General features: G+C 64.0%; 11 protein-coding genes. 3 read left to right on the forward strand and 8 right to left on the reverse strand.

Annotated features, from left to right (window positions below):
- Positions 1-66: 66 nt before the first annotated feature.
- The gene (coaBC, locus tag AC070A_RS10645; protein WP_110877872.1) at positions 67-1,287 is read right to left on the reverse strand and encodes a bifunctional phosphopantothenoylcysteine decarboxylase/phosphopantothenate--cysteine ligase CoaBC; all 1,221 of its coding nucleotides are present in this window, start codon (positions 1,285-1,287) and stop codon (positions 67-69) included.
- 345 nt (positions 1,288-1,632) lie between these two features.
- On the opposite strand from coaBC, the gene AC070A_RS10650 reads away from it, so the two are divergent.
- On the forward strand, positions 1,633-3,444 hold the full coding sequence (locus AC070A_RS10650) for a sensor domain-containing diguanylate cyclase (RefSeq protein ID WP_057247964.1): 1,812 nt from the start codon (positions 1,633-1,635) through the stop codon (positions 3,442-3,444).
- A 162-nt stretch (positions 3,445-3,606) separates the two neighbouring features.
- Positions 3,607-5,187, forward strand: a complete 1,581-nt coding sequence (locus AC070A_RS10655) for an ABC-F family ATP-binding cassette domain-containing protein (RefSeq protein ID WP_057247965.1) — start codon at positions 3,607-3,609, stop codon at positions 5,185-5,187.
- A 10-nt stretch (positions 5,188-5,197) separates the two neighbouring features.
- Here AC070A_RS10655 and AC070A_RS10660 read toward each other — a convergent pair whose 3' ends face one another.
- Complete coding sequence (locus AC070A_RS10660; RefSeq protein WP_057247966.1) at positions 5,198-6,100, reverse strand: cation diffusion facilitator family transporter; 903 nt, start codon at positions 6,098-6,100, stop codon at positions 5,198-5,200.
- Between the two features lie 196 nt (positions 6,101-6,296).
- Here AC070A_RS10660 and AC070A_RS10665 point away from each other — a divergent pair, with 196 nt between their 5' ends.
- Positions 6,297-7,079 carry a bestrophin-like domain gene (locus AC070A_RS10665; RefSeq protein WP_057247967.1) on the forward strand — a complete coding sequence of 261 codons (783 nt, stop codon included), beginning with the start codon at positions 6,297-6,299 and terminating at the stop codon, positions 7,077-7,079.
- 5 nt (positions 7,080-7,084) lie between these two features.
- On the opposite strand, the gene AC070A_RS10670 is transcribed toward AC070A_RS10665, so the two are convergent.
- The 6 genes from AC070A_RS10670 to AC070A_RS10695 all read right to left on the reverse strand — a co-directional run bounded on the left by AC070A_RS10670 (position 7,085) and on the right by AC070A_RS10695 (position 12,128).
- Positions 7,085-8,353, reverse strand: a complete 1,269-nt coding sequence (locus AC070A_RS10670; RefSeq protein WP_210334375.1) for an MFS transporter — start codon at positions 8,351-8,353, stop codon at positions 7,085-7,087.
- Positions 8,354-8,590: 237 nt separating this feature from the next.
- On the reverse strand, positions 8,591-9,061 hold the full coding sequence (locus tag AC070A_RS10675) for a nucleoside deaminase (RefSeq protein ID WP_057247969.1): 471 nt from the start codon (positions 9,059-9,061) through the stop codon (positions 8,591-8,593).
- 11 nt (positions 9,062-9,072) lie between these two features.
- Positions 9,073-9,666, reverse strand: coding sequence for an ankyrin repeat domain-containing protein (locus AC070A_RS10680; RefSeq protein ID WP_057248245.1), 594 nt, complete (start codon positions 9,664-9,666; stop codon positions 9,073-9,075).
- A gap of 552 nt (positions 9,667-10,218) precedes the next feature.
- Positions 10,219-10,998: an SDR family oxidoreductase gene (locus tag AC070A_RS10685; RefSeq protein ID WP_113479346.1), complete on the reverse strand. Its 780-nt coding sequence runs from the start codon at positions 10,996-10,998 to the stop codon at positions 10,219-10,221.
- A gap of 168 nt (positions 10,999-11,166) precedes the next feature.
- Positions 11,167-11,427, reverse strand: coding sequence for a hypothetical protein (locus AC070A_RS10690; RefSeq protein ID WP_057247971.1), 261 nt, complete (start codon positions 11,425-11,427; stop codon positions 11,167-11,169).
- 170 nt (positions 11,428-11,597) lie between these two features.
- Entirely contained in the window at positions 11,598-12,128 is a 531-nt protein-coding gene (locus tag AC070A_RS10695; RefSeq protein ID WP_057247972.1) for a GNAT family N-acetyltransferase, read from the reverse strand.
- Positions 12,129-12,313 lie beyond the last annotated feature (185 nt).

A 12,313-nucleotide genomic window follows, 5' to 3' on the forward strand; every position in this document is an offset into this window, starting at 1 on the left:
GGGCACGTCCCCCCTCGCCCCGCTTGCGGGGAGAGGGCTAGGGTGAGGGGCATCGGTAATTCGGAGCTAGCCCTTGTCGATCCGCGCCAGTTGCTCGGCAATCATCACGGCCAGCTTTTCCGCAACCGCGTCCTTGTCCATCTCCGGCCAGTCGTCGTTGCCGGCAGGGGAGATCAGCTTCACCTTGTTGCGGTCGCCGCCCATGATGCCGGTTGCCGGCGAAACGTCGTTGGCGAGGATGAAGTCGGCGCCCTTGCGCTCGAGCTTGGCGCGGCCGTTGTCGGCGACGTTTTCGGTCTCGGCGGCAAAGCCGATCACGAGCTTCGGCCGCTTGGTATGATGGCCGACCGTCTTCAGGATATCGGGGTTTTCGGCAAGCTGCAGCGGCGGCGGGGCCTCGCCCGGCTTCTTCTTGATCTTGTTGCCGGCAGCGCTGGCTACCCGCCAGTCGGCAACGGCGGCAACCATCACGGCGACATCGGCGGGCAGGGCGGTTAGCACCGCGTCGCGCATTTCCTCGGCCCGCTCCACGTGCACGACCTTGACGCCGGCGGGATCCGGGATCGTCACCGGGCCGGAGACGAGTGTGACATTAGCGCCGAGCTTTGCCAGCGCGGCGGCGATCGCGTGGCCTTGCTTGCCGGAGGAACGGTTGGCGATGTAACGCACTGGGTCGATCGGCTCATGCGTCGGCCCTGAGGTTACGATCACGCTGCGCCCGGCAAGCGGCTTCGCGGCGCCGCCGAGAAGATCCTCGACGGCGGCCACGATCGAAAGCGGCTCGCTCATGCGGCCTTCCCCGGCCTCGCCGCTTTCCGCCATCTCGCCGGCTTCGGGGCCAATGAAGCGGATGCCGTCTTTGGCGAGCGTCGCCCGGTTGCGGCGCGTTGCCGGATGCGCCCACATCTTCGGGTTCATCGCGGGAGCGATCAGCACCGGCCGGTCGGTCGCGAGCAGGATGGTGGAGGCGAGGTCGTCCGCATGGCCGTTCGCCATCTTGGCCATCAGGTCGGCGGTCGCCGGCGCAACGACGATCAGGTCGCACTCGCGCGCCAGTCGGATATGGCCGACATCCTGCTCGTCCTCGCGCGAAAAGAGATCGATATAGACGTGCGAGGCGGACAGCGCGCCGACGGCAAGCGGGGTCACGAACTGCTGCGCGCCGGCCGTCATCACCGGCCGCACGCTCGCCCCGCGTTCCCGCAAACGTCGGATGAGATCGAGGCTCTTATAGGCCGCGATGCCGCCGGAGATGATCAGGAGAATACGCTTGCCCGACAGTGTCATTTGCACCCGGCCTTTCGGCCGTCCTCTTGCCCGGCATGGGCTGCCGGGTTCTACGCGATACCAGAATATTCCAGCGGCTGGCCTCACCAGCGCCTTCGAGATCGAACCTACTTGAGCGATCCGCTGCGCGCAACGTGTCCCACCGGAGGAGGTAGCCTGCGCTGACATCCGTGCGATATGGCGTTTCGCTATGCTGGCCCCCCGGGCATCACCACCGGTTGTTCCCGCCCGTAGCGCGCAATGGAACAAAAGCCGTGCCGCCCGCGTCAACATGCTCCGGGCCTGTTGCCGAAGCCAGGGAATGCGATTAATCCGCTTTCAATCCGCGCAGGGTAAGCTCTTCTCATGCGAATAAATGCGATCACCAACTGGGCCTACGGCGTTACCGTGCTTCTGACGGGGCTTTCGGGCGCCGCCTTCATCCTGTCGACGAATAGCGCTCTCGAGGAGAGGCGCGCGGTCGAACAGCATCTTGCCCTCGATACGCTTGGCGAAGAACTTGCGCTCGGAGCGGAAGTACGGACCGACGAGGCGCGCCTTTACGTCATGCGCGGCGACGAGCGTCACCTCGAAACCTTCCATCGCGCGGAGGAAGAGGAGCGCAAGCGCGAAGAGGCGATCAAGACGGCCACGAGTTTCGGCGCGTCCCAGGGCGAGATCGCAGCCCTTCAGGAGACGATGCGCGAGGCAGAGGCACTCGACAAGATCGAGGTTGCCGCCATCGAGGCCTATCAGAAGGGCGATCGCACGACCGCCCTGGAGAAGCTATTCGGCCCGGAGCACGAGCGCCTGCAGACAGCGCTTCTCGACACGGTCGCACGGTTTCGAGACTTGACCAATGCTCGCACAGGCGGGGCGCTCAACGAGGCACAGGCGCGCAGCGACTGGTTCGCCATCGCCGCCAAGACGATGCTTGGCATCACCGCCGCCCTGTTCCTGAGCGTGCTCTATTTCATTCTCAAGCGCCGCGTCGCCATGCCGCTCACCCGCATGAGCGGCATCGTCACGCGTCTCGCCGAGCAGGACTACGCTGTGGAAGTGCCGCTCGATCGGCGCCGCGATGAAATCGGCGAGATGAACAAGGCGATCCATATCTTTCGGGAAAACGGTATCGAACGTGATCGGCTCGATGCGGAGCGGCGCCTGGACCAGCAGACCAAGGACCTGATCCTGCAGATGATGCACCGGCTGCAGGCCTGCCAGAGCCAGGACGAACTGGCCGAGGTCGTGGCCCGCTTCGCGCCGCAGGTCTTTCCCAATCTTGCTGGCCATCTCTACGTGCTGAGCGACAGCCGGACGCTCTTGACCCGCGTCGGCAGTTGGTTCGATCCGCAGCATTCTGCGCCATCCTTCCCGTCCAGCGCCTGCTGGGGACTTCGCCGCGGCCGGCCGCATGTCAGCAATCGCGGTCACAGCGACATCGCCTGCCAGCATCTCGACGACGATGGCGCGGTCGGTCTCTGCGTGCCGCTGACAGCCCAGGGCGATACCATTGGTCTCCTCTATTTCGAGGAGCGCTCTGACGAAACATTCGCAGTCGAAGCATCGCGCCTCTATCTCGAATTGATCGCCGAAAACATCGGGCTGGCCGTCGCCAATCTTCAGCTGCGCGAGAAGCTCACCAATCTGGCGGTGCGCGACGCGCTGACGGGCCTGCTCAACCGGCGCTGCCTCGACGAGGCGCTGAACCGTGAGCCGCGCGGGCAGGGCGGCAAGCCACTCACCTGCCTGATGATCGATATCGACCATTTCAAGCGCTTCAACGATGAGTTCGGCCACGATGCCGGCGACGTCGTCATGCAATATGTCGCGCAGATCATCGTCGATACGGTGGCCGACGCCGGCAGCGCCTATCGTTTCGGCGGCGAGGAATTTACGGTGTTGCTGCCGGAAGCAGACGAGGCGGCAGGTTTCGAGCTTGCCGAGCGGCTGAGGACCCGGATCGGCACCACCCCTCTGTCGCATCGCGGCCGGATTCTGGGCACGGTTTCAGTCTCGGTCGGCATTGCCTCGGCTCCGGACGACGGGCCCGTCGCTACCCTGCTGACGCGGGCTGACGCCGCTCTTCTCGACGCCAAGAACCACGGCCGAAACCGAAGCGTGCGCGCCTCCGGGCTGACTTTCGGCCATGACGAGGCGCGGCGCAGCCTCGCCTGATCCTCCGCTTATCGCCGCGCGGCAATCGAATGTCCCGCCTTGAAACGGGCGCATTCGATGCTATCTATTGCCGCGATAGAAATTTGAACAGGATACACGCATCGATGGATTTCACCCTGACCGCCAAGCCGAACCGTCTTGCCATCAGGGAAAACCGTATCCATGCCTGCTTCGATTTCACTCTCCCAACTTTCGTGGTCCACGCCTGAGGGCCGAAGCCTCTTTTCCAATCTCGACCTGAGCTTTGGTGCTTTGCGCACCGGTCTCGTCGGCCGCAACGGCGTCGGCAAGTCGACGCTCCTGCGGCTGATCGAAGGTTCACTCGCGCCGCAGGCCGGCAAGGTTACGGTCACGGGCAGCCTCGGCATGCTCAGCCAGACCGTCCAGGTCGCGGACAATGAAACCGTCGCCGACCTGTTTGGCATCCGCGATGCGCTTGGCGTCCTCAAGCGTGCGGAAGAAGGGCTGGCCAGCATGGACGAGCTTGCCGCGGCCGACTGGACGCTCGAATCCCGGCTGGAGGCAGCACTTGCGCGCGTCGGTCTGGAGGCGTCGGCGGGGACGCGCCTTGCAGCACTTTCCGGCGGGCAGATGACCCGCGTGAAGCTTGCCGCCCTCGTCTTCCAGGAACCGGATTTCATCCTGCTCGACGAACCCACCAACAATCTCGACCGCGAGGGGCGGGCTGCCGTTGCCGCGTTGATGGCGGGCTGGCGCGGCGGCGCCATCGTCGTCAGCCATGACCGCGAACTCCTGGAGACGATGGATGCGATCGTCGAGCTGACATCGCTCGGCGCCACGACCTATGGCGGCAACTGGAGCCACTACCGCGAGCGCAAGGCGATCGAGCTCGCGTCGGCCCGTCACGATCTCGCCGACGCGGAGCGCCGTCTGGCCGAGGTCCAACGAAAAACGCAAGAGATAGCCGAGCGCAAGGCGCGCAAGGACGCGTCAGGCCGCCGTAAGCGGGCCAAGGGGGATGAGCCGCTGCTGCTGCTCGATGCGAGGAAGGAGCGCAGCGAGAAGACGGGCGGCGACAATGCCCGTCTTGCCGAGCGCCGCCGCGATTCTGCGATCGGCGATGTGGCCGAGGCACGCGAACGCATCGAAATCCTGCAGCCGCTGACCGTCCGCCTGCCTGCGACCGGCCTGCCCGCCGGCCGGGGCGTGCTGCAGGTCGATGCCGTCACTGCGGGTTATCAGCCGCGAACGCCAGTGATCGACCGGCTGTCGCTCTCGATCGTCGGCCCCGAGCGCGTAGCACTCACCGGCCGCAACGGCTCGGGCAAGACGACGCTGCTGTCGCTGTTGACCGGTGATCTCAAGCCATGGTCCGGCAATGTGCGTGTCCTGGTCGAATACGCCATGCTCGACCAGCAGGTGAGCCTGATCGATCCCCGTCTTTCGATCCGTGACAATTTCCGGCAACTTAATCCTGACGCCAGCGAGAACGACTGCCGCGCGGCGCTCGCCCGTTTCATGTTCCGGGCAGACGCGGCCTTGCAGGTCGTTTCGAGCCTCAGCGGCGGCCAGATGCTGCGTGCAGGGCTTGCCTGCGTGCTCGGCGGCAGCAGCCCACCGCAGCTCTTGATCCTCGACGAGCCGACCAACCATCTGGATATCGAATCCGTCGAGGCGGTCGAGGCGGGTCTCAGAGCCTATGACGGCGCGCTGCTCGTCGTCAGCCACGACCACGCCTTCCTGGAGGCGATCGGCATCAACAGGCGGATCGAGCTTTCCTGACGGGGGAAGATTACTCAGCCCAGCGCGCTTCGCCGGTAAAGGCGATCGTCAGCCAGCGGTCGTGGCCGGGATCGCCGATCTCCTCGCCGACCTCGGCGCGGATCCGGTCGAGTTCGGCGAGGGTGCCGACCTTGGTTTCCGGCGTTCCGATAAGATAGACCTCGATCGTCTTGGAGCGCCCGACCTTGGCGACATAGGTGCGATAGTCGGCAAAGCCGTGGCGCGCGACCGCATTTGCCGCCGCCTGACGCACGCGCTCGTCGAGTTCGGCAGGCGCGACCAGGAAGATCTCCTTCAATGCCTGGAAGACCGTGCGGATCGGCAGCGGAATAAGGCAGAGCGTCAGCACGATCAGGATCGCCGGGTCGACATAGGGCGTCCAGTGTTCGTAAGCCGTACCCTTCAACGCCGCGGCGATCACGAAGGCGACGAGCAGGGCCGAGGTGATCGCACCGGACATCGCCCAGGCACGCACGTCGAGCGCCAGGAACTCCGAGCCGATCGGCCGGTTTGCCCGGCGAATGTAGAAAAACATGACGAGGCAGATCACCACGACGACGGCGGCATAGGCAATCGCCCAGTCGAAGGCGAGATGGTTGCCACCCGACAGGAGCGATCCGACGGCGTTGACCATCGCGTAGAAGGAAAGCAGCGTCAGCAGCCCGGCATTGAAGAGCAGCACCATGGGCTCGATATGCCAGAAACCCATCTGGAACCGCTTGCTCTGCTTCGGGATCAGTTGCGTCACGCCGAGCGCAAGCACGGTCATGGAGGCATCGACGGCCGAGAACACGCCGTCGAAGACGATGGAAACCGAGCCCGAAAGCAGACCGAAGATCACGCCCGTCACCCCGACGACGACGGTGGCCGCGATCGATTGCTTGAGGACTGTCTGTTCGCTTGGGGCGGTCATGATGTTGTTTTTACTCCTGTTTCGGCGCGGCGCTTACGGGTTGGCAATGTCGAAATGGTGGCGGCGGCTGCAAACATAGCGGTTTGCCTGCAGGCAAGACAGCTGTTGCGTGCATTTGCTAATAAAGCGAGGCGTTGTGTTTCCAGGCCTCGACGCTCAGAATTGCCGATGTTATCGGCGGCCGGCGGAGGGGAAAATGATCGTCGAGATGTTGCTCGGTGCCTTATTCGTCTTCGGCACGGTCGCCCTGACGCTCGCGTCCTACTTTGCAATGCGGCTGATCATGGGCGGCGAGGCGGAAGGGCACGAAAAGGAACTTGCCAGTTTGGTCATCTTTCGCATTTCGGCGCTGCATGGCTTGATCCTCGCGCTGGTCTTTGCGCAGGAGATGGTCGAGTACCAGCAGCTCAAATACGAGATGGCTACCGAAGCCGGGGCGACCGCTGACATCTTCTACGACGCCGAACGTTACGGTGAAGCCGTCAAGGCGCCGATCCAGCAGGCGATCTCCGCCTATGCGGCCGAGGTGATCGATGGTGAATGGCAGTCACTGGCGGACAAGGGACGTCTTTCACCACAGGCTTGGGTGCACTGGGATCGCGCCTATCAGCACGTGCTGAACCTGGTCCCGGCCGACAAGCGCCAGGAGAGCCTGCGCAGCCAGATGCTGGAGCGGCTGCACGACATCTCGCAAAGCCGGACCAAGCGGGAAAGCAATGTCGCGGACTCGATCGACAGTATCTTCTGGTTCGCGGCACTCTCCGGCGTCATCTTCATCGCGCTCGCCTATTATTCCTTCCCGCCAATGCGGCGCAATCTGCTGCTGCTCTGCCTCTTCGGCGCGTACACGGGCATCATTCTGTTTCTGATCTATGCCTTCTCCAATCCGTATCAGCCGCCAGCGGCGTTGGCGCCGGGGCCGCTCGAACGGGTGCAACAGCAGATCAACGCCTCGTCGGCGCCTGCGACGGGAGGATAACGGCGCTAGGCGAATTGACCCAGCCGCAGGAGATCGCCGCTAATGGCGCCACCGTCGGACGCATCGGCGCGCGCGGTCTCAGGGCGCGGCGGCGGCATGGAGTGGCCGATCGCAAACAGAAGCGCGCTTGCCGCCGAAAGAAATGCAAACAGCAGGAACATGCCGGCGCCGCCGATGGTGCCGAGTGCCAGGCCGCCGATCAGTGGCCCAAGGAAGTTCCCGACCGTCGAGAGCGAATGGGCGCCGAAATAGGTGCCGCGATTGCCGGCATCGGAGATACCATCGACCAGCACATATTCCGAGGGCACGACGAGCACCTCGCCGATGGTGAAGAGGATCATCGAGGCGACGAGCATTTCCATTCCGGACGAGGCCGCAAAACCGACTTCGCCAAGCAGAAACAAGAGGCAGCCGAGTGACAGTGCCGGCAGCGCGCCGATCCGTTCGATGACGAAGCGGGCAGGCGTGCTGGCGATCAGCACCGTTGCGGCATTGGTCGAAACCAGGAGCGCGAAGAGGGTGACGCCATCCGCAAAGCCGGTGTTGAGATACTGCGACAAGGTCACCGACCATTGACCATGAACGGCCAAGAGCAGCGTGCCGCCGATGACGAAGAATACCAGCCTTCGGTCGCGCAGGGCGGCAACAAGCCCGCGCCAGCCACCGGCAGCCTGTGTTGCCCCTTTGGTTTGGATCATCTGCCTGTTGCCGGCTTCGGGCACGTTCAAGAAGAGCACCAGGCCGAAGGCTGCGTGCATGACGCCGGCGCTGACGAACAGCGTCGAATAGGCAGCACCGACCCAGACGCCGATCAGCGGCCCGATGGCCCAGCCGGCATTGATGGCGAGATAACGCCAGGAGAAGACTTTAAGGCGCAGATGCTCAGGCGCTGCATCGCTCATCAAGGCACGCGCAACCGGTTCGTAGACGGCGGCTGCGACGGCAGACACGATGTGCGCCAGCGCGAAGGCGGCGATCGATTGCGCCAGTCCGAGCCCCGCCAGCGCCAGCCCGGCCATGAAAAGCGCTGCGGTCAGCACCCCTTTTCGGCCGATGCGATCGGACAGCGTGCCGGCAAAGGGGCTGACGATTGCGCCGAGCAGCGGGCCGGCGCCGATGAGAGCGCCGATGCCTGCGGGGCTGAGGCCAAAATCACGCTGCAGGCGGATCGCGAGGAAGGTCAGGCTCATGCCCTTCGCGATCGTCACCACGCCGGAACCCGCGATGAGAAGCAGCGCAACACGGCGACCCGCTTTTTCGGAATAGGCATTCATCACGGGCACCTGCAGGCTGGGAGCGCTCGGTTTCCGTGGGAATGTCGAGCGACGGGAGTAAGGAAGAAGACTCCCTTTGCGATTACATCCGTCGCGTGTACTCGGCAAGTGGGCAGCTATCCAGCGGCAATCTGTCCCTGTCGGCTGAGGGCGTCGGTTTCCCACTCGGCCGTGGTCTGAACGAAAATGCAAGGCGGCCACCGGCCGTGGCCGCCTCAGGGCTGTTTCACCTGCCGGCTATTCGTTCCCCTGCCGCTCCTGCCAGGTCACGTAGAGCGGTGTTGTGTCGGAATCGTCGACCGGTACATGGCGGAAGCGCATGGCCTGCTCGGCAAGCGGTTTTGCCAGTTCCGCGTAGATCGCCGCTGTCGACAGGCCGAAAGATTCGGCATCGGCGTTCGAGTTCGCATAGGCGATCTCGGTGATCCCGGCCATGCGCATGGCCGCAAGGCACATCGGGCAGGGCTGTCCACTGGCATAGACGGCAGCACCTTCGAGCCGCGGGGAGCGGAGCGTCCGGGCGGCGGCACGCAATGCGTTGAGTTCCGCATGCGAAGTCGGGTCCCCGGTCGACAGCATCTCGTTGACGCCGCGGCCGACGATCTCGCCGTCCTTGACGACGACAGCGCCGAAGGGCCGTCCGCCATCCTCGATGTTGCGGCGGGCAAGCGTTACCGCCTCGGCCAGATAGGTCTGTTCCTGGTTCATGGGAGTTCTTTCTAACGCGCGCCGGCGTCGACCAGCAGCGTTTCAATGCTGCCGTAGCCGCGCTGGCGCGCGTGGCTCAGCGGGCTGACGCCTTCGCCATCGGCGAGGTTGACGTCGGCGCCGGCCTTGATCAGCAGCCGCACGATCTCGGTGTGCTTTTCGCCGCCGGTGCCAAGGATGATCGCCTCAAGCAGCGCTGTCCAGCCGAGGCGATTGACGTGGTTGATATCGACGCCGGCTTCGATCAGCGCCTTGACGGTCTCGACATGGCCGCGCTCGGCGGCCGGAATGAGCGCCGTGCCGCCATAGCGGTTCGTGCTCTTGAGGTCGGCGCCATGGGCCAGCGTCAGCTTCATGATTTCGAGATGGCCACGTGCGCCGGCGTAGAGGTAAGGACTGTCCTGGATCTTGTCCTTGGCGTTGACGTCGGCGCCGGCCTCGATCAGCGCGCGTGCCGCATCGACGCGGTTTTCGTGGGTGGCGACGAGAAGGGCCGTGGCGCCGCTGGCATCACGGGTCTCGATGCTTGCGCCCTGTTGCAGCAGCGATTTGACCTTGTCCGTATCACCGGCCTCGGCAGCAGAAATCAGTTGGGTTTCGAGCATGGAGGCCCCCACGGCTGCGGGTGAAAGGCTGAAGGCGGCGATCGATGCGCCGACCAGCGAGCCGAATAGTCTTGGTCGCATTTGGTCTTTCCGATCATGCCGACCGGTCGAACAGGCCGACCGATCGCAGTGGTTCCGGTTAAGGGCGAGACGTGGAAGCCCGGAATTGGCCGCGCTTTCGTGCCGCTCTCGCTCTTTGCAATCTCGTGCTTACTTGAGCCGGCCCGTGACCTTTTCAAGGGCGCAAGATGCGCGTCTTGCCGAACCTGTCCCGCGCCCGGCATGGCGCCCTGGACGCCGACCGTAGGTGGCGGGCCATCCATTTGGAAATTAAATGTATGAATGATGAAAAGGGGAAATATGAATGCGTTGCCGTTCGACCTGGATCTGCTCATAGCATTCGCGACCGTGGTCGATTGCTGAGGCTTCAGGGCCACGGCGAGCCGATTGCATTCCACCTGGTCATCAGCCCGGAGGTGATGGGTACCAGAAGCGAGGTGTGATCTGACGGATAATCACACCATCCGTGGACGGACGCTGTCCTGAACGGCCCTAGAGCATCGAGCGGCTGAGACCGCCGTCGACGGGCAACGCGACGCCGGTGATGTAGCTTGCTTGGCGGCTGGCGAGGAAGGCCGCGGCCGCGCCGAATTCCGCCGGCGTGCCGTAGCGCCCAAGCGGGATCTCCTGCTGGCTGCGCGCCGCGACCGTGGCGATATCGACGCCCTCGCTTTCGGCATCCATCCGGTCGAAGCTGAGCGTGCGGTCGGTGGCAAGCCGCCCTGGAAGAAGCAGGTTGACGGTCACGCCCTCGGCTGCGACCTCGCCGGCAAGTGTCTTCAGCCAGCCTGCAACAGCGCTTCTGAGCGCATTCGAGGCGGTGAGCCCGACGATCGGCTCGCGGATGCTGGTGGAGGCGACGGCGATGATGCGTCCGAACCGGCGTTCCCGCATGCCGGGCAGCAGCCGTCCGGTGATGCGCATGCCGGCCAGCACCATGGTTTCGAATTGCGCCCGCCAGAAATCGGGCTCGATCGCCGAGGCCGGCGAGGGCGGCGGTCCGCCGCCATTCAGCACCAGAATGTCGATCGCGCCGAAATCGGCTTCGAGCCGATCCAGCAGGCGGTCGAGCATATCGGGTTTCGAGAGGTCGAGCGCGTAGCCCCGCGCCGACGGGCCGATGTCGCTTGCGACCTTGGCCGCCGATGCGGCATCGCGACCGGTCAGCGCAACGATGACGCCTTCGCTTGCCAGCGCCTCGGCAATGCCGCGGCCCAATCCCTTGCTGCCGCCGAGCACCAGCGCGCGCTTTCCAGCAATACCAAGATCCATGACCGGTTCTCCTCGATGTGGAATTCAGAATGACCAGGAACTGGAGCTACTACAGTTTTACTCGAAGCGGAATCGAATTGACCGTCGGCGAATGGCGAAGGCAGGCCGAACGGAAAAGCCCGACCGGAAAACCGACCGGGCTTTTGCCCCTCGCCCTTCTTGAGTGCATCAGCGGCAGATGCGAATTTTCTTGAAGTAGACGTTGCCGTAGTGGTCGTAGCGCTTGACCTTCTTGAGGAAGCAGTACGGTTCGTCTTCGTAATAATAGGGGCCGCCGTAGTAGTCGCCGACATAGCCGACATGCCCACCCCAGCCATGACCGTAGTGGCCATTGCTGAAGCCGATCGAGAAACCGCCGGCCTGCGACGGGGCGGCAAAGGAGACGGCGGCGGTAACGGCAACAACGGCTGCGATGATGATCTTGCGCATGATGGTCTCTCCTCTGGATTGGTTGGGATGATCGCTTCGTCATCCATGAGAAGAAGGTCTCACATCGCGGATAAGCGCGCAGTTCCGGATGGAACATGGTCATGGCCGGCTGCTGCCAAGGGGGCTGCGAACCCGGCCATGACCGGTGCCGATCGGCGCATTGCCGCCCGTCAGGCAGCGCGCGATCCGCTAGGAGTGCGGATGCGCGCCATCGCGAAGACGTCGGCCAATGCGCCGTTCCTGAGCGCATAGGCCCTGTGTGTGCCCTCCATCTCGAAACCCGCCTTGCGGTAGAGTGCGATCGCAGACTCGTTGTCGGTGAAGACCGTGAGCTCGATGCGGCTGATGCCCAGCCAGTTGTCGGCGGCATCGATCAAAGCCGTAAGCAGTGCCTTACCGATGCCTTCGCCACGGTGATTGTCATCGACGCTGATGCCAAGGGCAGCCGAATGCTGACGACGTCCCTTGCTGCGGTGCAGGCCGGCCATGCCGACTATATGCCCGTCGCGTTCGGCAACGATGACCGTGTCGTCGTCCGATCTTGTCTCGATCCACTTGCGCGTTTGTTCCGGGGTGGAAAAGGGCAGTCGGAGTGTTCCAGATCGGATGCCTGGCTGGCTCATCAAGGCGGCGACCGCCTCCCAGTCGACGATGCGCGCCGCGCGGATCTTGGTTTCAGGAGGAGCGTGTGTTTCGGTCATTGTTTCCTCTCTTTGCGCCGAGGAAACAGGACCCGACCCTGCTCGCCTCGGCAGGGTTGGTGGGGGACATTTCGCTTAAATCAGCGCAACAGGTCTCCCGCACACCCCTGGGGTATGCGTGCAAAGCACCATTGCGATTGTCGAGCGATTGTCCATGGCGGAAGAATAACAAGCGCAAGTGGAAA

This window comes from Ensifer sp. GW101-20A05 (genome assembly GCF_059424735.1).

Coding starts and splice junctions, on each gene's coding strand:
- coaBC (WP_110877872.1), bottom strand. CDS start 1,287: ATGACACTGTCGGGCAAGCGTATTCTCCTGATCATCTCCGGCGGCATC.
- AC070A_RS10675 (WP_057247969.1), bottom strand. CDS start 9,061: ATGAACCAGGAACAGACCTATCTGGCCGAGGCGGTAACGCTTGCCCGC.
- AC070A_RS10680 (WP_057248245.1), bottom strand. CDS start 9,666: ATGCTCGAAACCCAACTGATTTCTGCTGCCGAGGCCGGTGATACGGAC.
- AC070A_RS10690 (WP_057247971.1), bottom strand. CDS start 11,427: ATGCGCAAGATCATCATCGCAGCCGTTGTTGCCGTTACCGCCGCCGTC.
- AC070A_RS10695 (WP_057247972.1), bottom strand. CDS start 12,128: ATGACCGAAACACACGCTCCTCCTGAAACCAAGATCCGCGCGGCGCGC.
- AC070A_RS10650 (WP_057247964.1), top strand. CDS start 1,633: ATGCGAATAAATGCGATCACCAACTGGGCCTACGGCGTTACCGTGCTT.
- AC070A_RS10685 (WP_113479346.1), bottom strand. CDS start 10,998: ATGGATCTTGGTATTGCTGGAAAGCGCGCGCTGGTGCTCGGCGGCAGC.
- AC070A_RS10665 (WP_057247967.1), top strand. CDS start 6,297: ATGATCGTCGAGATGTTGCTCGGTGCCTTATTCGTCTTCGGCACGGTC.
- AC070A_RS10660 (WP_057247966.1), bottom strand. CDS start 6,100: ATGACCGCCCCAAGCGAACAGACAGTCCTCAAGCAATCGATCGCGGCC.
- AC070A_RS10655 (WP_057247965.1), top strand. CDS start 3,607: ATGCCTGCTTCGATTTCACTCTCCCAACTTTCGTGGTCCACGCCTGAG.
- AC070A_RS10670 (WP_210334375.1), bottom strand. CDS start 8,353: ATGAATGCCTATTCCGAAAAAGCGGGTCGCCGTGTTGCGCTGCTTCTC.